Here is a 20,517-nt window from a genome sequence, read left to right on the forward strand (position 1 = left end):
TGCGCACGTGGCGCACATTCACAGCAGATAGATACTGCTGTTTGGCATTGGAGAAGCCGGTCAAAATGAGTGAACCGTTTAACCCGTGGGCGACCCCAGATGAGGATAGCCACCAAGAAGCTGAGGGTGTTCCGGCGTGCCTTCATTCGGTTGCGGTTTCTTCTTGGGGAGTGCAAGCGGGTGTTCCTGTGCCCGAAACCGCGTTGTTGGAGTCTCATTATTGTGAGCCTTTGGGGCGCGTGGGTGTTGTTGGCGTGCATGGCGGGGCGGGTACGACCACGTTAGCTCACCTGACTGGCCTGGTTGATTGCGGGCACGTGTGGCCGACGTCGTTTCCTGACGCTAATACGGTCATCTGCGTTGCCAGAACCCACATGAGTGGCTTGCACGCAGCCAGGCGCGCTGCTGCGGAAGTTTTCTCTGGCGCTGTTAGTGGTGTCCAGGTTCTCGGGTGCGTTTTGATCGCTGATGCCCCAGGTAAACGCTTGCCACGCCCTTTGGCTGAAGCCTGTCGTCTTGTGCGAGGCGCTTTTCCGCGCGTATGGACGCTGGAGTTTTCGAGTGCGCTTCGCGTGGGCGAAACACCTTCGAGGTTCCCACGCACTTTTGTTCACACCATCACTGAGCTATCAGAGCTCACCGTTGAAAGGAAACACTGATTATGAACACTGCTATGCGCGCCCTGAGCGCGCTTCTTCCGCTCCTAGACGTGACTCCGACTCCCCCTCCGGGTGCAGATTCTTTGCTCAGGGTGGTCAAGTACGTTGCCTTCATTGACGCGATCTTGTGCGCGCTCGGCATCATGATCGTTGCTGCCGTGATGGCAATTAAAAACCGTCGTGGCGAGGGCATGGAAGCAGCTAACTCGCTGGGCTGGGTCGTCGCAGCCATGATTATCTCCGGTTCTGCTGGCGCGATCGTTGGCACGTTCTTGAGTATCTGACGATGAAGGAACCTAACGCTAACGTGACGGGTGAATCCGATACAAAGCCGTCATCCACGCGCGTCGGACGCGCCGTTGTGTGGGGCTTGTTGATTGTCGGAATCGCAGGCACCTCCTTGTATGCGATCAACCATAAGAGTGATGCCCCCCAGACTGGTCAGAGCGCGCCGTCTGCTGGGGTGAGTGTGCCGAGCGGATCTACTGATTCGCCTCCAGAAGCTGGCTCGTATGATGACGCCTGCTCGTGGCTCACTGAATCTGAACTCATCCCTGATTCGACGCTTGAAGCCACGCCGTTCGTCACCAGGTCGCGCGTGACGGTGGCGGTGACAAACGCCGGGCCGTGCTCTCTTGAACCATTCCCCACCACATATGCCCATTCCCCAACAGGGGCTCTGAGTGCAGCGGTGAACTACAGCCTCCTTTTAGCTTCAGGTGGCACGGATATAGCGGACGTGCTGGAGGCTCTGCTGGTTCCAGGCGCTGACGCGGACGCAATGATCGAGCGCGCACAAGCGTCCCCGAGTCCTCGCTATGCCGGCTCGTCAGTGAACGGGTTTTTAATCCAACCGATTTCAAAGGATGAATATGAGATCGGCGTTGCTCTTGGTCTGCCAGACAGGTGGGCTTCTATCGAGCTGTGGAACCGCTTGGTGTGGACTGACAACGATTGGAAGATCGTTCCGGTCGCGCAAGGAAGCGACATTGATATGCGTGACGCGAATGTGAAGATTCCGAACGGGTTTACCGCCTGGGATCTCCGGCTTGGGCAGTAAAGGACTCGTTGGACTATGACGATGCGGCTGCTACTACCAATGGTGGATAACTCAGACATTGGCCTTGAGGACTGTGGGTTTATCGACCTGGCCTGTAAAGCAAAGACCGGTATTTTGCGTGCTCTGTTCGACGGAATATCTCAAGGTCTTGAAAAGATGCTCGTATTGGTGGGCGACATGGTGATTTCGCCTCCGTCTTTTACGAGCGAACACCAGTCGAACGCGCAGTGGCTCGCCGGTCAGACAGAGTATCTGACAGGCATCCTTGCGGTCGTCTCCCTGATGATCGGTGGGATGATGCTGATGTGGCAACGTAAAGCAGAGCCACTCAAAGATATTCTTGCGATGCTGATTCGCCTCATTCTGATTTCGGCGGGAGGCGTGAGCCTCGTTGCACTCCTGTCCCAAGCCTCAGATGAATGGTCAGCGTGGATGCTCGATGCTGCAACAGCTGGTAGCTTCAACGACACCCTCATCGCATTATTCGCACTCAACCCGTTCAGCAGGCACTCAGGCATTCTCATGGCGATCCTTTTTGGTTTGCTCGCCATCATCGCTGGAGCCATTCAGGTCGTTCTCTTTATGATTCGCCAGCCCTTCCTCATCCTCATGGTTGGGCTCTGGCCTTTGAGTGCGGCCGCGACGAATACTGATTGGGGACGCCAGTGGTTCTCCAAACTCACGGGGTGGATTGCGGCATTCCTCCTCTACAAGCCCGCCGTGGCGATCATTTTCGCGTTGGGATTAAAAATGATGAAGCCAGACACGTCAGATATCGCTGATGGAATGTTGAACTTCATTCAAGGTCTTTTGCTCATCGGAATGTCGATGGTAGCCCTACCAGCGCTCGTGAAATTCATCGTTCCCTCAACTGCTTCGCTTGGCTCTGGAGGCGGGGGAGGCGTTGCTGCCGCCCTTGGTGGCATAGCAGGGATGAAAGTCGCGTCTGGTTCTGGTGGGGGAGGGGCGCGAGGGGCAGGCTCGTCTGGTGGCTCCCAAGAAGCCTCACCGTCTGGAGCTTCTGGCGCTGGTGATGGTGCTGGTAGTAGCGGTGGCGCGTCTGGCGCTGGTGCTGACGAGGTCGGCGCAGGTGCTTCAACGGGTGCGGAAGCGTCTGCTGGAGCAGCTGGAAGCGCCGGAGGTGCGGTTGCAAGTGGTGGCGCTGCGGCAGCTGCAGGGCCCGCAGCCCCCGTTGTTCTCGCAGCAGGTGCTGCAGCTCAAGGCGCTGTTGCGGCGGCGCAAGGCGCTGCAGATTCAGCCACTGATGGAGGCCAATCATGATTACCCCAAATGTCCCCACCCCACCCAAGGGGCCACGCACCTACGGCAATTGGCGTAAGCCAACTTCTGCTGGCCTAGGAAAGCTGTCCGGTGCTGCAACGGTCACTCTTTTTGTTGGCCTCGTGGCCACAGTCTTGACTCAAGCAATGATCGGCCTGCTGTATGCGGTCGCGGTCTTAGCATTCTTTGGCCTGGTCATGGTCGGCCTGATGATCCGCGACCGAGACAGGCTGACCATCGTCGATCGGATTGGAGAACGCATGATGTTCATGAAAGCCCGTCGAAAGAAAACCAACATCTACCGCGCGGGAACAACGGGCAAAACCCCTTTGGGCTCCTGCCAACTGCCGGGCATCGCTAGCCAGTTGCGTGCAATGGAGTACGAGGACTCCCTGATGCGTACGTTCGTCGTCGTCGAATCAGGCTCAACGTTCGCACTCGTTTTCCACGCTTCACCTGACGGGCAGGCGTTGGTTGATGAAGAAACCATTGATACGTGGGTGTCACGCTTCGGCTTCTGGCTGGCCACACTCGGCCAAGAAGCAGACCTTGCGGGCGCGCAAGTCGTCATCGACTCAGCCCCTGATACTGGTAGTCGTTTGCGTCAAGAAATCCAAACGCGCATGAAAGATGATGCTCCAGATCTTGCTCGCGAGGTGATGAATGAAGTGCAGATCGCCTACCCGACGGGGGCAGCGAACCTGAGAGTATTCATCACACTGACCTACCGCAAAGCCGGGCGCACGCGAGATGAGTTCGGTCGCCAGATGCAGACCCGCCTTGCCAATCTGACTGGCAACCTCGCGGGCACGGGCGCAGGCGTTGTCCACCCCTGTAGCCTTTTTGACCTTGCACAATTCGTTCGAACCTCCTACGACCCGGCTGCTGGCGAACTCTTTGATGAGGCGGTCATACGTGGACAATCCATTGACCTAGAGTGGAACGATGTCGGGCCGATCGGAGCTGAAGCTCAGTGGGACTACTACACGCACGATTCGGGAGTGTCCGTCACCTGGGCGATGACGGGCGCGCCCAAAGGTATTGTCCAATCGCATGTCTTAAATGCGTTGCTCGCACCCCACGCCAGGATTGCTCGCAAGCGGGTCGCGCTCATGTATCGGCCTATAGACGTGTCGAAAACCGCTGATGTTGCCGAAGCAGATTTGAACCAGGCTCTCGCCCGCGCGAACAACCAGTCGCGCCCCACTGCGCGGGCGCAGATTGAGATTGCTCAGGCACAAAAGACCGCGCAAGAAGAAGCCTCGGGCGCAGGCTTGGTGAACTTCGGTGTGGTGGTCAGCGCAACGGGAACATCGAGGGCAGAACTTGACCAGATTCGATCAACCGTGACGGCTCTTGCCGCGTCGTCGCGTTTGCGTATCCGCCCTGTCTACGGAGCCCAGGACGCGGGGTTTGCGATCTCTTTGCCACTGGGGCTCATTCCCGTCCAACACGCAGCTGTCGCGTCGATGATGGCAGGGAAGATGTGATGGGCAAGCGAACCTCAAAGAAACCCGTACACACTACGGCTCCCACCCCCTCGCGGCTTGGCTTTACCATGCCCGGCGGGGGAGCGTGGCCTCGTATGCCCGTCCACCCTGAATGGCGTGGAACCAGTATGCAAGTGTGTGGCCTCTGGCCGTTTGGCATTGGTGCTGGCGCACCGATGATCGGCGTCCCGCTGGGAACAAACCTGTTATCGGGGTCAACCGTGTGTTTTGACCCCATCAGCTGGTTTCAGCGCGCTTCGCTGATCTCTAACCCGAGTGCTTTCGTTCTTGGTCTGCCTGGTCTTGGCAAGTCCACGATCGTGCGCAGAATGATTACTGGCCTAGAAGCGTTCGGAACACACACGATGGTGCTCGGAGACTTAAAGCCTGACCATGTCAGCCTGATCGCAGCCCTGGGCGGGCAGGTGATTTCCGTTGGCCACGGATACGGAGCCTTGAACCCACTTGACCTGACGAGTGTGCGTCACGCGTGCGCCCAGCTACCTAAGAATGTGGCGACTAGCCTCATGTCGGAAGCAAAAGCGCGTCAGCTTGACCTGCTTATGGGGCTCGTCCAGCTCGTTCGCCGCAGCCGCCCATCTGAACGCGACCACTTGATCGTCTCGCGTGCGCTGAGTGTGTTGAATGACCGATCGGAGAGTCAGATCGTGATTTCTGACGTTCTCGATGTGATCCGCGAGGCTCCCACAGAAATTCGTGAAGTCGCAATGGATCGCGGGGACATGAGTCGTTATCGGCAGGTAACTGAAGATATTGAAATCTCTTTGATGACCCTGTCTTCGGGAGTATTCGGAGAAGTGTTTGGTCGAAAGACCACAACCGCGATGCGTCTGGACCGTAGCGTCGTCTTTGATATTTCCTCCATGAATGACCTCGACACTGGTTTGAAGGCTGCAACCCTTTTGGTGTGCTGGTCATACGGCTTCTCCCAGGTTGATCTCGCCCACACGTTGAGCGAGCACGGTCTCGCCCCCAGACGCCAATACCTCCTGGTGATGGATGAAGCCTGGCAGGTCATGAGAGCAGGCGATGGAATGGTTGATCGTATTGATGCTCTGACACGCCTGAACCGCGCAAAAGGCGTTGGCAACATCATGATTACCCACACCATGAAAGACCTTGAATCACTCCCCCTACCCGAAGATCGCATGAAAGCGAAAGGTTTTATCGAACGCGCCGGAGCAGTCATTATGGGAGGACTACCAGGCTCAGACCTCGCGAGCTTCGAAGAAGTCATGAGCCTTTCAGGTAAAGAACGTGAAATGGTTGCCAGCTGGTCGTCCCCACCATCATGGGACTCTAAACGTGGGGAAGTGGCAGCCCCTCCAGGGCAAGGAAAATTCCTCATCAAAGTCGGTGGCAGACCAGGTATTCCAACCCAAGTGCGCCTGACACACTATGAGCGCGAAGTCAATGATACGAACCTGCGGTGGCACCCATGAGAGGCGACAGGTATGTGCTCTGGGCTCTTGGGGCGCTCGCACTGATAACGATTCCTCTCACCCTCGCCTCGCACCTTACTTTTGCCGTATTAGGACAAGGAAAAGGCTCATGGAACCCCGTGGTTCTCACCCTCCAACTCGCCCAAGGTGGAACAGGGTTGAGCAGCAGAGGCCTCAATTTCCTTGCCGTGGTCACGCTCGTCTTCTACGCGGTCGCCTTCGCTATCGGCTTAGGAGTCTACGTTGCACGTACACCTCGCCAACGAGGCGACGAAGCTGCACGCCTGGCGGGCACGAAAGCAACGACCCAAGCTATTAGGGAAAAGAAAGTTCGAGCCAAAGCAGACAAGTTCGGGCTCGACTCTACCCACCGGCCAGGCTATCCGATTGGGCGGGCAGTCGCTGACGGCGGAGCAATCTTCGCAGACTTCGAAGCGGTCGCAACAGTCATTGCCGGACCGCGTACCGGTAAGACCACTGCAATCGCAGTCCCCATCATCTTGTCTACTCGTGGCCCCGTGCTTGCAACATCAAACAAGCGAGACATCGTGGACGCCACGATGTTCGTGCGCTTAGAGCGCACGCGTGAACCAGTATGGGTGTTCGACCCCTCATCAATCCGCAAGCAACCGGCCACCTGTTTTTGGAACCCACTAGAGTTCGTCCGCGATCAAGACCACTATGACGGGTCAATCGTTTCCCGTGCCAGCCGGCTCAGCGCAATCATGGGAGACGCAGCACGGTCTACGGACGGCAAAGGTACCTACAGTGCCTTTTGGGACGGTGGTGGCGACCGTATCCGTGGCCAGCTCATCGCGGCAGCAGCTCTAGGCGGATACACGATGAGTGACGTGTACGCTTGGGCGTCAGCAGAAGTAGACACGCGCCCCGTTGAGATTCTCCACGATGCCGGCCTTGCAATCATGGCTAAATCGTTGGAATCAGCGATCAATCTTCCCCATGAAACGCGCGGAGGAATGTGGGCGTGCGCCAGGCAAGGGCTCGAATGGGTTGAAGACCCATCATTTAATCAATGGTGGCAACCAGATGGCAGGCGAACCGAGTTCAAGCCTCACGAGTTCGTCACCACCTGCCAAACCCTCTACTCACTCTCACGAGACGAAAGCCAAGCCACTCCGTTAGTCGCAGCACTGACGGCCGTCACCTGCCTTGCAGCAGAATTCCAAGCAGAGGCGCTTGGAGGCAGGCTCGCGCTTCCTATGATGGTCGTCCTCGATGAGGCAGCAAACGTGTGTCCGTGGCGGGATCTTCCCAAGCTCTACTCACACTTTGGCTCAAAAGGCATTTGTCTGGTCACAATCTTGCAGTCTTGGTCGCAAGGGTCTGACGTGTGGGGTGAGAGCGGAATGGCTAAACTCTGGTCAGCCTCAAACATTGCGCTGTACGCAGGAGGCGTGAAAGAGACAAGTGCGCTTGAAAACTTCTCGAAAATGATTGGCGTTCACTACGTCGATCAACACTCCACTTCGACAACCCAAGGCGTGACCTCATATTCGAATGCCGTCGAGTCCCAGGAACGCCCGATCGCGAGAGTCGATGAGTTGGCAGCCCTACCTGAGTGGCGCGCATGGCTGTTCGCCACTCACGCGCGCCCACTCATGATCGAGCTTGTCCCGTGGTTTAAAACATCTGACCAAGAAGCGGTCGAACAGTCCCTTAAACGCGCGCGGTCGCATAACACCGTTAATCCACCCCACCCACACCGTTAGGAGTAGATCATGCAAGACGATACCGTTCTCGAAGAAATCAGCCAGAAAGCGCAAACAATGATGCGCCTGGCACAAGACATTGCCCAAGCCAGGCGCTTTCGCCTCCAGCAAGAAGCAATGAGCGCATCGCAAGAATCAAACATTCGTTGGCAGCACTACCGCATGGAAATTGATACTGCCAAGAGCTACATTACGAACGCTTCAAAATCGAGTTGGTGGACTGCTGCTAGCGACGATGATGTCGCGCGAATGATCTCCTACGTAGAAAAGTACCGTGGCCACGACCCCATGATTGATGAAGCCTACGAGCGAGTCCACCGCGAGGTTCACCAGCGATATCAGGTCAACCTCGACGCCCCACACGCTCATGGTGCCCACACCACTGTCTCCGATGATGTGCTCGTCAATGCTGACAAGCGCACCGTTATTGAGCCACCCAAAACCGCCGTAGAGATTCGTCAAGAACTCCACGACCTTGACTCCAGGCTCGCTCAACCCATCGCCCACGCAACACAAACACTGGCCACAATCGAGCAGACGTGGGCTAATGACGCTCTGAGCGCGCCAATCAAAAACACTCTCACCCGCCAGCTGACAGGCAACCTCAGCATCGTGACGGACGAATCTGAGAAGACAATGCTCCAAGAACGCCTGAACAGCTCGACGCTACCCAGCGAAATCAAAGAAACCTTGAGCCAGGTCATTGAATCTGCCCAGACGCTCGAAGAAACGCGCGCCCAACTCGCCCAAGCCCAACGTGAAACCAACGACGCCACCGCCAAGCTTGACCAGATGCTTCACCTCGAATCAGCAGCTCGCGATGAAGAAACCCTCGCTCGCCACCAGAGCGAACACACCGACCTGGAAGCCTCACTAGGACTTGCCAGCCAGGACGAAAAGGACGCAATGCGCGCCCGCGCCGATATGGCCACCACTGCTGCTCAGGACGCGACCGGCGATGTTGACGACGCGCGAGCACAAGCAAGCCACGCCACCACCCGTGAAGCCCAAGCGCAAGCACACTACGTTGGGACAGCCCAAACGCAAACATCCGTGCGCATCACGAAAGAATCATTCCCCACCTCAGCCCTCAAAGGCCTGCGCGCTCGCTTGGGTAAAAAGACTAGGGTATCTGCTACGCCACAGCCTCGCCCGCGCACCCAATCCACCGGACGTAGCCGATAAAACCCTTGGGAGCCTCTCATGAACGATGACCTTGAGAAAGAAAATGAACACAAAGAAGCAGGTGCGGCTACCCCCGAACTGCTCTACCCTGATGCGCCCACCTGGTTCGAGGACTACCTGTCCTACCTATACAGGCGTGACCTAGGCCGATCAACCACGCTCTGGTGCGAACGCTGGTTTGACCACCCCGAAGCCCTGACCCGCATTCAGATTCTATGGCGATCATGGGAAGCAGTCCGCCAAGGTGACGCAATGACCGGCCTGGCCGTATGGTTTGTCAACGTCGCTGACCCGATGATGCGCGAACTCTTCAGCCCCGAGGGCACATTCAAACGCTGCATTGACCGCCACGAAGTACGCACCCCCGACAAAGAACACCTGCCATTCCAGCCCTACTATGAAGAACTGCGCCAAGACTTTCATATGAACACGTGAATATCATGATCGGATATGAGTCAAGAGGGGAGTCCTAGGCTGCTTCATCGTCATTGAAGCGTTGACAACGCCTTGGTGAGAAGAAGAGGCAGGAGACGATAGAACTCGCGAACACCTGCGTCATTCAGCTCAGAGGTGTGCATGACGATGTTACGCAAATACGTGATGACTCGAAGCTCCTTTTCGTCAATCTTGTAGGAATCGGGGATTACCGTCAGATCAGGATCATCAAAGTAGGTGTTCAATGAAGATAGGAGATATCGAATACCTATGTAGGCGGGATCATCAGTCTGTCTGCGAAAATTCGGCTTTACCTTGTCATTGGCAAACAATTGCTGCTCTGCGCGTTTCCCATGCTCCACCTCCTTGCGCGCTCCCCTTGTTAAAGGGAGCTGGCGTTCTCGGATTGCTGTGCGAGCGAGGTTTTCAAGCGCGAACAGAAACTGATACTGGATACTCGCTTGCGTGCTTCCTTGACCAGCATCGTTAAGCCATTTCTTACCGATTGTGGCGATCTGAGGATCGTTTACGGTGCGCGAAATGTCATCAATCCACCTAGCGATCTCATCTTCAACTGCATGGGCGAGATCTTCAGATGCGCGTTCGACAGGACGGATACTCTCATTTTCAGCATCACCTGTCTGCTTCGATTCACGTCTCCACGAATCCCATTGTGAGGCGATCGTGCCAAGAGCTTTTGTGAGCCCGTCAAGCATTGTGTCAAACTGCTCGTTCCCATCAACGATGCCTTCTCGTGACGACGTAAAAGGATCTGCATCAATTGTGGCGTCAAGTTCATCAAAATGGATCTGCCCATAGAGGTACTGCGTGAAAAGACGAGCATCGGGGCAACGACGCAGAATATCTTTTTCACGTAAACGCCCGTTCACGTACAGATCTACTGTTAGGTGTTCTCCTGTGCCTCGAATTTGTCGATGTGATGGCTTGTGAACAGACGCGATAAAACCGTGAACTCCTGGAGCAAACACGATTTCCTGCATTCGTGTTGTTGACGGACACAACGCAAGATAAGGGTCATCGGGTGTTTCTTGTGCCCATATGAACTGGGTATGTTCTGCAAGGTCTGCAAGATCATCGACGGTGATTGGAACGTCATTGAACCGAATCTCAAAACTCTCATCACGGATCGTGTGAGTGAAGAAAAGGGCGATGAGTCTTCGAAGCGTTTCACACGTGTTGTTTTGTACTCGAACGTTTTCAAGATAGAGCGCAGTCCCATGTTGTTTCGCGCTCAATGCATCAAGTGCTTGCTGAGCGGGTGCGCCAAGCTGCACATCATGAGGATTACCGTCATTCGTGATTTGAACGTCCAGAACGGAGTTATCGATCAGACAGCCAACCACTGTCGACCCGTTTTTGACAGACGCAACGCTTACCCTATCGGCGCACGACAACAATGCCAGCTTGCCGATGCCTTTCGCTCCAATAAAAGCTCTGTTAAGCCGCGCAGAACGAGTCGTCTTGCGGTCTTTACGTTTGGAATAACCGATTCGTAAGAAATGATGCTGCAGGTCGGTAGCATCCATGCCTTCACCGTCATCAACAATCAACATTGATTGTGACTTACGGTCGTATGTGATCTCAACATGTTCAGCGTCAGCATCCCAAGCGTTGGAGATAGCTTCACCAAGAATAGTGATGAAATTGCGATACAGCTGACGTCCGAGGTGATTGAGTACCGTCAACGAAATTTCAAACGAGAAACTGGTGTGTGGAGTACTCATATGAATCCTTTAGTGTTCGGCTGCCTCATCGTTGATGACACAACTCATCATAAGCGTTCCAACGTGCTTACCGAATGGTGGGGGAACTGCATTGCCAATGAGTTTTCCTAAACGTGCCAGCCTCGGTTTCTCCCATGGTGCAATGAACTCAAAGTCACGAGGAAACCCTTGCAAGAGCGCGGCCTCGCGTGGAGTGAGCGTGCGTGGCTGTGACGGATGCCCAAAACGTCCTGAGCCGTAGTTATAAAACTCAGTGGTGATCGTTGGTCCTGGCTTCGTCCCATCTATTACTCCGTAAAACGATTGAAACGATGCTCCGCTGGCCTTTCGATGGCATGGTGCACGTAAGTCTTCAGGCCAGTCTCGCCATGTTCCCCCGGGAATAGATGCACGAATACGTGCGAGATTGATCGGAGTCAAAGCCCGAGCGTAATGCAAACGATCATGCGGATCTGCCTGTCCAGCAACAAGAGTAGGTAGTCCGCGCAGAACATCATTCACACTAGGAGCCTCAACGCCACTGTCCTCGGGAATCTCAATCGAACCGAGAGTAGAAGCTACGAGCACAAGACGACGACGTGTTTGAGCAAGACCATGCTTTTCACCTTTTAGCACCGTGTAATCCACCCAATACCCGCACTCGTGTAGCGTGAGCAGGAAACGCTCAAAAATAGGCTGAAAACGCAACGGCGCAACATTTTCCATCGTGACAAATTCTGGTCGAGTCTGACGAACCAAACGACCAAACTCATCAAGCAGATCCCACGCCTCTTCCTCACTGGTGTCCCTGCCACGTCGTTGCTGAGAAAACGGCTGACACGGCGCACAACCTGCGAGCAGCCGGTAACGCGCATTCGCCCACACCTTATTGAGATCCTTCGCCTCAACATCTCGAACGGACGCTTCAAGGAAAGGAGCGTGAATGTTATGTTCATACGCCCACTTGCACGCTGGATTATTATCTATCCCTAAAACGATGTTGATACCAGCTTGTTGAAGCCCAAGGGAGAGCCCACCAGCTCCACAAAAAAGATCGATCCCCCAAATTAGTGGCTCAGTCATGTAAACCTCAGCCCTCCTTCACAACTCACTTCGTACCCGTCATCGCCCACGAACCCGCGCACTTTCTCGTCTCTTTATCGCCCGCGCCCTTGAGGGGGTTGGGGGCGGGGACGAGGAGGTGTGCCCATCGGCGGGGGAGTGGGCGTACCTTGCCTCTTACCTTTACTTCCCAGCACGCTCAAGAAGCGGTTGGTTGCTAAGAACTCTTGTCTTGTCATGCGTCTGGTATCCCCATCAGTCCTCACCCCATCAGCCTCTGGCTGGGGTGTGACAGTGTTAATGGGCGCATCAGTTTCCACAACAACAGGGCGCTCCAAGACTGCAACATTCGCCTGCTTTCGACCCTGAGCTGCTTGCGAGCGACGCTCGGCAATGTAGGCACGAAACTCATCGGCAGCACTCAGGTCGTGCATATCCCACGCGCTCTGTACGTTCGAAATCTCGCCAATGATACGCAACGCAGTATCACGTTGTTTTTGGTAGCGCACCGCTTCGCTGAGCGCCATGGAAATCTCAATCATGGACGCAGCAATAGCTACACCACGATTGTGTTTACCGAACGCTCGGCTTGCGCGCAGAGCGCGCACGCCATTACGAACTGCTAGCGATGAAACCCGATGTTGACGAGGGTCATCTTTGAGTTGAGCAAGACGCCCAAACGCGCGCGCAGTCGCAGCGATATGAGGGTGAGTGTTGCCCATATCAAAGGCAAGCGCAGCATACGCGCCTGCTAGATCGCTTGCGACATTCGCTAAACCAACTCTGTCACCAGGAGTGAGCGCACGCAATCGTTCAATCGTCTCAACCGTCAAATCAGCAATCGCTCGATCATAATTGCCACCATGCTTCGGGCGATCAGGCGGCGTAGTGCGTTCGGTATGGTGCCATAATTCCAGCGCCTCACGGCGAGTATGAGAGTAGTCATGCCAGTTCTGCCTCATGCGAGGCAACGTCAAATCGTAAGCAAGACTCGACCCGCCATACCACTTTGGTTCACCACCACTCCTGGGACGCAACGCAACAGAATAGCCGACCACAACACTGGTATCACCACGAGCAAAACGGGGACGGAAGATAACATCTTGACCACGCAACTCACGCAAAAACTCTGCTTCAGTCGTTGCAACAACAAGTGCTGCACGCACTCGAACTTCTAAAGCTTCACGATCCGTTAAGTCTTTACCCTCACGCAACGCAGCCGCTTGCTCAGCCGGCTGAATACCTTTACTTCCACGCCCATGCTCGCGCGAATCAAGAATCTCCAACCCATACTTATGCTCAAGCACATTAGCAGTGTGCTGAGCGCGAGAGTAGTCATTCCACGTGCGTGAAGGACGACCATCTTCGCGCACCAAGTTGAGCGCAATATGAATATGATCGCCACCATTCTTCGTCACACCGTGGCGTACAGCGACCCACCTACACGGATTATCATTTGGATCATCAGGGTCAGCAAAACCCATCTCACGAACAAAATCAGTCGCAATACGCGCCCACGTTTCATCACTCAAAGGACGCTCATCAGGACGCAACGACAAGGACACGTGCCACACGTGATTAGGACCTTGCCCATCGTCACGATACTGCTCGTTCTCATAATCCCATGACGTACGCTTACCCATCATCGACGTACCATGAACACGCCTATCAAGATCTAAAAGAGCCCCAGCATGCAATGCTTCCTCATGGGTTAAAGTCCTATTCCCAAACTGAAACATCAACGAACTTGAACCAGCAATAATGTGCTGATCCTTGTGCTCGTTCGCCCGCCCCTCACCTAAAAGATAAGCCAACAAACCCACCGTGTTACCGCCACGAGTAATGTTAGGCATCATAGAAGATCACTAATCCGCAAACACAGCTGCTCAACCTTAGTCACTTGCTTACGCACCTGACGAGCAAGCGAATGAGCTTCACCCGGAAAAGCATGCTCAGCATTAGCCCAATGAGCAATCTGATTAAGATTCGTCGCCTCACCCTGCAACTGACGATTGAGTTTCAACAACTCGCCCATCAACTCACGTAAAAGCTCACCATCAACTTGCGTTACAGGCGGACGCAAACACTCCAACAAATAACGCGTCATCGTACGCCCAGCTTTACGCGCACTCACACGCAACAAAAGATAATCATCAACCGGCATATTCAACCGAAACGTCTTTACCCCCTTCGCGTTCGCCGCCTTCGAAACCTTACGCACCGGAGGCAAACGACGCTCACGCGAATCACTCATTCGCCCTCCAACCAATAAGCCAGCGCAGCGACCCGAAAGGGACACCAAAACGGCCAGCAGAACAAGCCCGCCGTTTTCAAGCATAATCTTAGCATAAGATTGTATAGCTTGCTCCTCAATCAGCTACGATTAAGGATACACCCTGTGAATGTGCACGTGAGCATTTACAGGAAAATACAGTGGTGCGCACCCAGTGTGCACCTCCTTATTTCGCGCGAGTTTTTAGCCCGCACTATGAGCGTGCACCTATACTGGCGCTCATGGATATGAATGAACGCGCACAACGCATTAAAGACACTCTTACTGCCGGCCTTGAGGCCAGGCACCGTAGCCTAGACACACTCGCCTACGCGGCAGCCGCTTTGGAACACGCTAGGGAAGAATATGCACGCGCCTGGGCGCAAGCGACAGCGGTTGGTTGGCAGGAAAACGAACTCAATAAAGCCGGACTCACAGCCCCCGTGAAACCTAAAACACGACGCACCTCAAAACGCCAAACCCGCATATCACAATCGAACACTAACGAGGTTCCCGAACAGTAACACCTAGGCGCACACACAACACAAAGAGGGTCGAACACCATAGTGTCCGACCCTCTTTGCGTAGCGGGAGTGTTAGCGTCCCCGAGCTAGCCCTCGCGCACTCTGAGCGACCTTAAAGCCACTCACGTGAGCGGCCGCCGGGTGAAACGAACCAGGGCGCGAACTACCCGCACCCTGCTCCAACATCGTGACAAAACGCTGCGCATCACGCTCTACACCACGTGCAACAACCGGTTTCACACGACGCATCTCCAACTCATCATCCACACTAATGAACCGTTCAACACGCGCTCGTTCATGAAACCACTTATCGGTGCGCACATGCCAGTCACCGGGATATCCGCACCGCTCCAACGTCCGCCGGCTTTCGATCTTCACACTCATCGTGCCTTTCAACCGAACGTAGCCAACATCCCCAGTCAGTGAATTACCGAGCGCAACATGTGGATCTGTAAACGTCACCGTCTTGTCGTGGAAATCATCTGGAATGAACTCTTGAAACTTGCCATGCCAAACAACATCAAGATAGACACCTTCATGAATTTCACTCAACGCGCTGTCCTCGATCAGGTGCGCCACCTCATATTTGTTCAACTCAACATCGATACCAGCTGAAGCCAAATACTCACTGAGGGCCTCACCGACCTCGACGAGACCTTCTCTCCATTCAACTAGGCCGTTCGAAGCGGTGGCATTAACGTCCCTAGCCTCCTTAATGTCGTCATAAATGTCTTCAAGACTTCTTCCAGGAAAACCTTGAACTGGAATACGCAAAAACGTTGCATCAGTGTGACGAATAAGGTCATCAAAGTACACGTACTCACCATTGTCCATTAACGCAGTATCGATCACCTCAAACTGCTCCTGGGTCATCGCGTCAACATCAACTCCCGCCTGCTCGGCGAGGGAAATCGCTTCCGCCTCGCGCGCCCGCACCTCGTTGTTCCATACCCAGTTAAAGGATGGCTCATCATGTGGGTTCAAACCCGATAAAAGAATGTTGACCCGCTCATCCGACAGCTGTGCACTGTCATCAACAAAACCGTATTGGTGTGGCTCGCGCGCGTTCACCAGCGCCTCTACAACCCCATCAACTAACGCCGCTATCCGCGCCTCCTCCTCGCCCACATCGTGCCCAGCTTCAACGCTGAGCGCCACCAATCTGTTGAACTCGTCAATCACTGCTTTCATACGCTCAGGCCTAAAACCATCCCACCGCACATCAAAACCCTCACCGCGAACCTCAATCACCGGCACACGCTGGTATCCCCACTCATCACGCACCCTCGTGAACGCGCGTCTATCTTCAGTGACATCAACCTCCCTAAAAGCAACGCCCTCCTTCGTAAACTTCCGCTTCGTCGCATCACACTGCGGACAATTCGGCTTTGAATAAATGGTGACGTCCATCGGACTCCAACCCCACTTTCATATAGGTGTCAAACACTGTCACCTACATGTGGAATGTGCGCGCAAACAGTTCACTCACGCGCAACAAAAGACACCCGACCACCAGGACGTGCGTCCTGCCTCCCAGCGTCCGGTGTTATCGCGGTGCGTGCGTGCGGGCATAGGCATGTGGGGGCAAAGTCTGGATGCGGAGAGGAGGTTAAGGCGGTTTGACGCATTCGAGTGTCCGTCAATAACATGTGTTTCGGGTAGCAGTTCCTTTGCGGACCACGCGCCAACTCCGGAGGGTAGCCTTGGGCTACCCTCCGCGTATGTTGGGTCGAGAATCTGGCTTCCAACGCAGGACAGGCCTGTCAGCCCTAAAGTAATCAGGCACACACGTAAATGGTGCACTCCATGCAAGCCTCGCCTACCCGGCACGGCGCTCATTTGACCCAGAGCGTTCGCGATGCCATGAGTACGCCGATTGGGCCTTTTGGCTAATGAGGTTAGATCCAATTGGCTTGTACGCCGGGGGTGATTTCCTGAGTGCGAGGAACGTTAATCGTTGGCCCGTAGATGATGGTTTCTGTCCCGATATGACTGTTTTGTGCGGTATGAGCGAGGTTGAAGCGAGCACAACGTTCGGCTCCATATAGATCTTGCCAGATGATTTTTTCATCATCGTAGGTGAGAATCCAAGGGTATGGAGCGCTCAGAATTTTATCGGCGAGGGTTTTGTGGTCGTCAGCATTGAAGGCGTGGAGATAGAGCTTGTTCCCTTGGACGACGTATGGGGGGTCAGCGTAAACAAAGATGTTGTCCTCGTAGTGCTCGATACTGTCAAGGAAATCGAGCGCGTCAAGCTCGGTCACGGTGATGTGGTCGGCTAATTCTTGGATGCGTTTGATGCGCGAGATGAGTCCTTGTTTGTTGTAGCGGGAATCGATGAGCCATCTGCCGGTCTGGTTGAGTCCACCGATGGGGCGTGCGGTGAGGATGCCAGATCGGTTGGTGCGATTGAGGAAGAAAGTGGCGAAGCCGAGGGCGAGATCGTCTCCATTGGGGCCCGCTTCAAAGATTGCGCGCTGTTCGTGCCATTGACTGATAGTGACCTTTGTTGTTTCGATGCGCTGGATGAATTCATCGGAGTGAGTAGTTACGGAGCGCCAGAAGGCCGCGATGCCGGGGTGGATATCATTGATGTGGATGTGGGAGACGTATTCTTCGTCGAGGAGGCGTAAGGCTGCGCCAGCGCCTCCGGCGAAGGGTTCTGCGTATCGGGTGGGAACGGGGTCCTGGATAGCGAGGAGCTGGGCGAAAAAGGGTGCGAGGCGTACTTTTCCACCGGGGTATCGCAGGGGAGATAGATTCCTCATGAGGCTAATGCTGTTAGATTTACCCTTCCGTGGCCACTGGACGCGCCGGTTGCGACAGAGACTTTTCCATGGCCACGAGCATTGGAGTGAAGAGCTGGTTGAAATGGTCGACTTCGTTGCCTGTTCTGATCTTAAGGAAGTCATGCGGGTGCGCACCTAGCGTGAGAGTATCTCCGCAATCGCTCTCGTGCTCAATGTCTTGCGCTCAACAATTCGCTGGACGCTAGACTCAAGCCAGACACGTGAAACGGGGAAAGGGGCGTACATGATTGAAATGAAGCAGGCTTTCGATCCTATGGTCTACGACGCTCTCTTGGAACTGACTACCCGTATCGGTGGTCAATATGTCGAGTGGGAGCGTCAAGCTACGGCTTTGGAAGAACAAGAACATTGGAAACAAGCCGGAATTGCGTTGCGTGCCCAGGTTCGTGCTATCGACCCCGATGATGTTGCGGCAATTGAAGCTAAGCGCTTAGAACTCCGTGAACTCTTCCACTCTCTGCCTGAAACGCCTCCCGCAGTCGTCGTGTAATGAGCGTAGAACTACCAGCAGATGAGCTGAGGAAATTTTTTGAATCGTAGATTCTTCCCGACTATTTGCTCGCTCAGAGCGCTCGCGACTCCAAACGTTCCCTGACACGTTTAACTTCTTGGGTAGACTAGAACGCGTTCTATTTGCGTAGACGCTGAACGTTGAGGAAGTATGAAACCAACTTTTATTGACCTGTTTGCAGGTATCGGTGGAATGCGTCTGGCGTATGAAAAGGCCGGTGGCCGGTGTGTTTATTCAAACGAATGGAACAAGTTTTCGGCGCAAACCTATGAAGCAAACTATGGGGAAGTGCCAGACGGTGACATCACGCAAGTGAATGCTCGCCAGATTCCTGACCATGACATTCTTGTAGCTGGTTTCCCGTGCCAGCCTTTTTCGATCGCAGGCGTGTCAAAGAAGCAGAGCCTTGGGCGTGAAACGGGGTTTAAGGACAAAACGCAAGGAACTTTGTTCTTTGATGTATGCCGTGTGATTGAAGCAAAGCGCCCTAAAGCGTTTATGTTAGAGAACGTCAAGAACCTAAAGTCGCATGACAAGGGACGCACATTCAAAGTCATTATGGAAGCTCTTGACGAGCTCGACTATGAAGTGTTCCATGCAGTGCTTGACGGACAAGCCTACGTCCCTCAACATCGCGAGCGAATCATTCTCGTTGGTTTTGATCGCAAACGTTTCGGGGCTGACATTGACTTTGAGTTCGCGCTCCGTCCGCCCAAACGTAAGCCAGTTCTTGGCGACATTCTCGAAGAAGAAGTCGATGACAAGTACACTCTGACGGATCGACTCTGGTCGTATCTGCAAGGTTATGCTGCCAAACATAAGGCTGCTGGTAACGGCTTCGGCTTCGGTATGGCCAAGCTTGATGGTGTGACGCGCACATTGTCTGCGCGTTACTACAAAGACGGTAGTGAGATCCTGATTGCGCAAGAAGGAGCGAACCCGCGTCGCCTGACACCACGCGAGTGTGCTCGCCTACAGGGTTTTCCTGAGTCTTTCGTTATTCCTGTTTCTGATACTCAGGCATATCGTCAGTTCGGTAACTCCGTTGTTGTTCCGCTCATGACTGATGTTGCTAGGCTAGTAGTCAAGATGGTTCGTGAGATCGAATGAGACATGATGGGCGAGGCGATAACGGCAGTGTTGGAAGGCGAGCGCGCCTTTTGTAAATTCTTGGCTGCCAATGACACTCGCGCATCTGGTGCGCATCAGTCGGGCTTTTATATGCCCAAGACGGCTGTGGCGATCATGTTTGATGCTCCATGCGAACGTGGTGCAAACGATGAGCGTTGGGTTGATATTGACTGGCCTGGCGGTTTGCGCACGCATAGTCGGTTCATTTATTACGGTCAAAAGACACGCAACGAATACCGGCTGACCCACTTCGGGAGGGGTTTTCCTTTCCTTGATGCTTCATACACGGGGGCATTGTTTGTTCTCGTCGAGTTTGATCGCGAATCGTATAAAGCGTTCATTCTGAACACTGATGATGAAATCGAAGAGTTCTTATCGGCCTTTGCGCTTACCCCTGAACAGACCGGTCGGCTCATCGATACCGCTGAAACTTCCCAAGAACGAGAGACACGCGCGTTTGATGCGTTTATTCAAGGGCTGACGAGTGATTTCCCTACATCTGCCGTCATGTCAGCAGCTGCGCGGTCGATACAAGATGATCTGTACAATCACCGTGAATTGATAGAAACCAACCCAGACCAAAAGTTGCTTGACTGGACGAACATAGAATATCGACTCTTCAAAGCTCTCGAATACGCGCGTTATGAACCATTCCTCAAAGGCGGGTTTTCATCAGTTGATCTCTTTGTCGAAAAGGCTAACCAAGTCTTGAACCGTCGCAAATCGAGGGCGGGTAAGAGCCTTGAAAATCATCTCGAAGCACTTTTTACTGGCAACTCGTTAGACTTTGAAGCCCAGGCGACAACCGAGGGAAATAAACGCCCTGACTTCCTTTTTCCTTCGTCAGCTGCCTATCACGATTCCGCCTTTCCGACAGAACGCCTGATTACCCTAGCGGCAAAGACCACCTGTAAGGACAGGTGGAGGCAGATTCTCAATGAAGCTGATCGCCTCAAAGGGCGACCTCTGTATCTTTGCACTCTCCAGCAGGGAGTCTCACAGGCTCAAATGGATGAAATGACTGCCGAACACGTCACGCTTGTTGTTCCCAAGCCGTATTTCACTGCTTTCCCGCGTGATCGCAGAGATCGATTGATGTCCCTCCACCAGTTTGTTCATCTTGTCAAAAACAAGTGAACTCGAATGCATACAAATCCCCCGGAAGAAAAACTGAATACAT

General features: G+C 54.2%; 19 protein-coding genes. 13 read left to right on the forward strand and 6 right to left on the reverse strand.

Annotated features, from left to right (window positions below; all coding sequences use genetic code 11):
* Positions 1 to 65: 65 nt before the first annotated feature.
* The 9 genes from QP109_RS00880 to QP109_RS00920 are packed head-to-tail and all read left to right on the forward strand — an operon-like array spanning position 66 to position 9,303.
* Complete coding sequence (locus QP109_RS00880; protein WP_285022704.1) at positions 66 to 659, forward strand: DUF6668 family protein; 594 nt, start codon at positions 66 to 68, stop codon at positions 657 to 659.
* A gap of 2 nt (positions 660 to 661) precedes the next feature.
* Positions 662 to 943: a hypothetical protein gene (locus QP109_RS00885; protein ID WP_285022706.1), complete on the forward strand. Its 282-nt coding sequence runs from the start codon at positions 662 to 664 to the stop codon at positions 941 to 943.
* A 2-nt stretch (positions 944 to 945) separates the two neighbouring features.
* Positions 946 to 1,719 carry a DUF8175 domain-containg protein gene (locus QP109_RS00890; protein ID WP_285022708.1) on the forward strand — a complete coding sequence of 258 codons (774 nt, stop codon included), beginning with the start codon at positions 946 to 948 and terminating at the stop codon, positions 1,717 to 1,719.
* A gap of 15 nt (positions 1,720 to 1,734) precedes the next feature.
* On the forward strand, positions 1,735 to 3,000 hold the full coding sequence (locus QP109_RS00895; protein ID WP_285022710.1) for a TrbL/VirB6 family protein: 1,266 nt from the start codon (positions 1,735 to 1,737) through the stop codon (positions 2,998 to 3,000).
* A complete protein-coding gene (locus tag QP109_RS00900; protein ID WP_285022712.1) occupies positions 2,997 to 4,490 on the forward strand; it encodes an SCO6880 family protein in 1,494 nt (497 codons plus the stop codon). The genes QP109_RS00895 and QP109_RS00900 overlap by 4 nt, the downstream gene beginning before the upstream one ends.
* Positions 4,490 to 5,953 (forward strand): putative type IV secretion/conjugal transfer ATPase, encoded by a 1,464-nt coding sequence (locus QP109_RS00905; RefSeq protein ID WP_285022715.1) that lies wholly within the window; start codon positions 4,490 to 4,492, stop codon positions 5,951 to 5,953. Before QP109_RS00900 ends, QP109_RS00905 begins: the two co-directional genes overlap by 1 nt.
* On the forward strand, positions 5,950 to 7,683 hold the full coding sequence (locus QP109_RS00910) for a type IV secretory system conjugative DNA transfer family protein (protein WP_285022816.1): 1,734 nt from the start codon (positions 5,950 to 5,952) through the stop codon (positions 7,681 to 7,683). Before QP109_RS00905 ends, QP109_RS00910 begins: the two co-directional genes overlap by 4 nt.
* 9 nt (positions 7,684 to 7,692) lie before the next feature.
* Positions 7,693 to 8,868, forward strand: a complete 1,176-nt coding sequence (locus QP109_RS00915; RefSeq protein ID WP_285022717.1) for a coiled-coil domain-containing protein — start codon at positions 7,693 to 7,695, stop codon at positions 8,866 to 8,868.
* 18 nt (positions 8,869 to 8,886) lie between these two features.
* Positions 8,887 to 9,303, forward strand: a complete 417-nt coding sequence (locus tag QP109_RS00920; protein WP_285022719.1) for a DUF4913 domain-containing protein — start codon at positions 8,887 to 8,889, stop codon at positions 9,301 to 9,303.
* Positions 9,304 to 9,353: 50 nt separating this feature from the next.
* Here the strand turns inward: QP109_RS00920 and QP109_RS00925 are convergent, their stop codons facing one another.
* The 4 genes from QP109_RS00925 to QP109_RS00940 all read right to left on the reverse strand — a co-directional run bounded on the left by QP109_RS00925 (position 9,354) and on the right by QP109_RS00940 (position 14,427).
* Positions 9,354 to 11,048 carry an ATP-binding protein gene (locus QP109_RS00925; protein ID WP_285022721.1) on the reverse strand — a complete coding sequence of 565 codons (1,695 nt, stop codon included), beginning with the start codon at positions 11,046 to 11,048 and terminating at the stop codon, positions 9,354 to 9,356.
* A gap of 9 nt (positions 11,049 to 11,057) precedes the next feature.
* On the reverse strand, positions 11,058 to 12,110 hold the full coding sequence (locus tag QP109_RS00930; RefSeq protein WP_285022722.1) for a DNA cytosine methyltransferase: 1,053 nt from the start codon (positions 12,108 to 12,110) through the stop codon (positions 11,058 to 11,060).
* A 74-nt stretch (positions 12,111 to 12,184) separates the two neighbouring features.
* The gene (locus QP109_RS00935) at positions 12,185 to 13,945 is read right to left on the reverse strand and encodes a relaxase/mobilization nuclease domain-containing protein (protein WP_285022723.1); all 1,761 of its coding nucleotides are present in this window, start codon (positions 13,943 to 13,945) and stop codon (positions 12,185 to 12,187) included.
* The gene (locus QP109_RS00940; RefSeq protein ID WP_285022725.1) at positions 13,942 to 14,427 is read right to left on the reverse strand and encodes a MobC family plasmid mobilization relaxosome protein; all 486 of its coding nucleotides are present in this window, start codon (positions 14,425 to 14,427) and stop codon (positions 13,942 to 13,944) included. The genes QP109_RS00935 and QP109_RS00940 overlap by 4 nt, the downstream gene beginning before the upstream one ends.
* 176 nt (positions 14,428 to 14,603) lie before the next feature.
* Between QP109_RS00940 and QP109_RS00945 the strand changes: the two genes are divergently transcribed.
* A complete protein-coding gene (locus QP109_RS00945; RefSeq protein ID WP_285022727.1) occupies positions 14,604 to 14,885 on the forward strand; it encodes a hypothetical protein in 282 nt (93 codons plus the stop codon).
* 72 nt (positions 14,886 to 14,957) lie between these two features.
* On the opposite strand, the gene QP109_RS00950 is transcribed toward QP109_RS00945, so the two are convergent.
* Positions 14,958 to 16,295 carry a glutaredoxin family protein gene (locus QP109_RS00950; protein WP_285022728.1) on the reverse strand — a complete coding sequence of 446 codons (1,338 nt, stop codon included), beginning with the start codon at positions 16,293 to 16,295 and terminating at the stop codon, positions 14,958 to 14,960.
* Between the two features lie 488 nt (positions 16,296 to 16,783).
* Positions 16,784 to 17,653: a DNA adenine methylase gene (locus tag QP109_RS00955; protein ID WP_285022730.1), complete on the reverse strand. Its 870-nt coding sequence runs from the start codon at positions 17,651 to 17,653 to the stop codon at positions 16,784 to 16,786.
* 265 nt (positions 17,654 to 17,918) lie between these two features.
* Between QP109_RS00955 and QP109_RS00960 the strand changes: the two genes are divergently transcribed.
* The 3 genes from QP109_RS00960 (at position 17,919) to QP109_RS00970 (ending at position 20,474) form a co-directional block, all read left to right on the forward strand.
* The gene (locus QP109_RS00960) at positions 17,919 to 18,185 is read left to right on the forward strand and encodes a hypothetical protein (RefSeq protein ID WP_285022732.1); all 267 of its coding nucleotides are present in this window, start codon (positions 17,919 to 17,921) and stop codon (positions 18,183 to 18,185) included.
* Between the two features lie 171 nt (positions 18,186 to 18,356).
* Entirely contained in the window at positions 18,357 to 19,316 is a 960-nt protein-coding gene (dcm, locus tag QP109_RS00965; protein ID WP_285022734.1) for a DNA (cytosine-5-)-methyltransferase, read from the forward strand.
* Between the two features lie 3 nt (positions 19,317 to 19,319).
* Positions 19,320 to 20,474 (forward strand): type II restriction endonuclease, encoded by a 1,155-nt coding sequence (locus QP109_RS00970; RefSeq protein ID WP_285022735.1) that lies wholly within the window; start codon positions 19,320 to 19,322, stop codon positions 20,472 to 20,474.
* The last annotated feature ends 43 nt before the right edge of the window (positions 20,475 to 20,517 follow it).

This window comes from Pauljensenia sp. UMB9872, from assembly GCF_030212665.1.
Taxonomy (GTDB): Bacteria; Actinomycetota; Actinomycetes; order Actinomycetales; family Actinomycetaceae; genus Pauljensenia; species Pauljensenia turicensis_B.

Bases quoted from the DNA above. Each gene is read 5' to 3' on its own strand.
- QP109_RS00955 (WP_285022730.1), bottom strand. From the start codon at position 17,653: ATGAGGAATCTATCTCCCCTGCGATACCCCGGTGGAAAAGTACGCCTC.
- QP109_RS00890 (WP_285022708.1), top strand. From the start codon at position 946: ATGAAGGAACCTAACGCTAACGTGACGGGTGAATCCGATACAAAGCCG.
- QP109_RS00910 (WP_285022816.1), top strand. From the start codon at position 5,950: ATGAGAGGCGACAGGTATGTGCTCTGGGCTCTTGGGGCGCTCGCACTG.
- QP109_RS00900 (WP_285022712.1), top strand. From the start codon at position 2,997: ATGATTACCCCAAATGTCCCCACCCCACCCAAGGGGCCACGCACCTAC.
- QP109_RS00905 (WP_285022715.1), top strand. From the start codon at position 4,490: ATGGGCAAGCGAACCTCAAAGAAACCCGTACACACTACGGCTCCCACC.
- QP109_RS00925 (WP_285022721.1), bottom strand. From the start codon at position 11,048: ATGAGTACTCCACACACCAGTTTCTCGTTTGAAATTTCGTTGACGGTA.
- QP109_RS00880 (WP_285022704.1), top strand. From the start codon at position 66: ATGAGTGAACCGTTTAACCCGTGGGCGACCCCAGATGAGGATAGCCAC.
- dcm (WP_285022734.1), top strand. From the start codon at position 18,357: ATGAAACCAACTTTTATTGACCTGTTTGCAGGTATCGGTGGAATGCGT.
- QP109_RS00895 (WP_285022710.1), top strand. From the start codon at position 1,735: ATGACGATGCGGCTGCTACTACCAATGGTGGATAACTCAGACATTGGC.
- QP109_RS00970 (WP_285022735.1), top strand. From the start codon at position 19,320: ATGATGGGCGAGGCGATAACGGCAGTGTTGGAAGGCGAGCGCGCCTTT.
- QP109_RS00945 (WP_285022727.1), top strand. From the start codon at position 14,604: ATGGATATGAATGAACGCGCACAACGCATTAAAGACACTCTTACTGCC.
- QP109_RS00935 (WP_285022723.1), bottom strand. From the start codon at position 13,945: ATGATGCCTAACATTACTCGTGGCGGTAACACGGTGGGTTTGTTGGCT.
- QP109_RS00920 (WP_285022719.1), top strand. From the start codon at position 8,887: ATGAACGATGACCTTGAGAAAGAAAATGAACACAAAGAAGCAGGTGCG.
- QP109_RS00885 (WP_285022706.1), top strand. From the start codon at position 662: ATGAACACTGCTATGCGCGCCCTGAGCGCGCTTCTTCCGCTCCTAGAC.
- QP109_RS00930 (WP_285022722.1), bottom strand. From the start codon at position 12,110: ATGACTGAGCCACTAATTTGGGGGATCGATCTTTTTTGTGGAGCTGGT.
- QP109_RS00915 (WP_285022717.1), top strand. From the start codon at position 7,693: ATGCAAGACGATACCGTTCTCGAAGAAATCAGCCAGAAAGCGCAAACA.
- QP109_RS00950 (WP_285022728.1), bottom strand. From the start codon at position 16,295: ATGGACGTCACCATTTATTCAAAGCCGAATTGTCCGCAGTGTGATGCG.
- QP109_RS00960 (WP_285022732.1), top strand. From the start codon at position 17,919: ATGATTGAAATGAAGCAGGCTTTCGATCCTATGGTCTACGACGCTCTC.
- QP109_RS00940 (WP_285022725.1), bottom strand. From the start codon at position 14,427: ATGCTTGAAAACGGCGGGCTTGTTCTGCTGGCCGTTTTGGTGTCCCTT.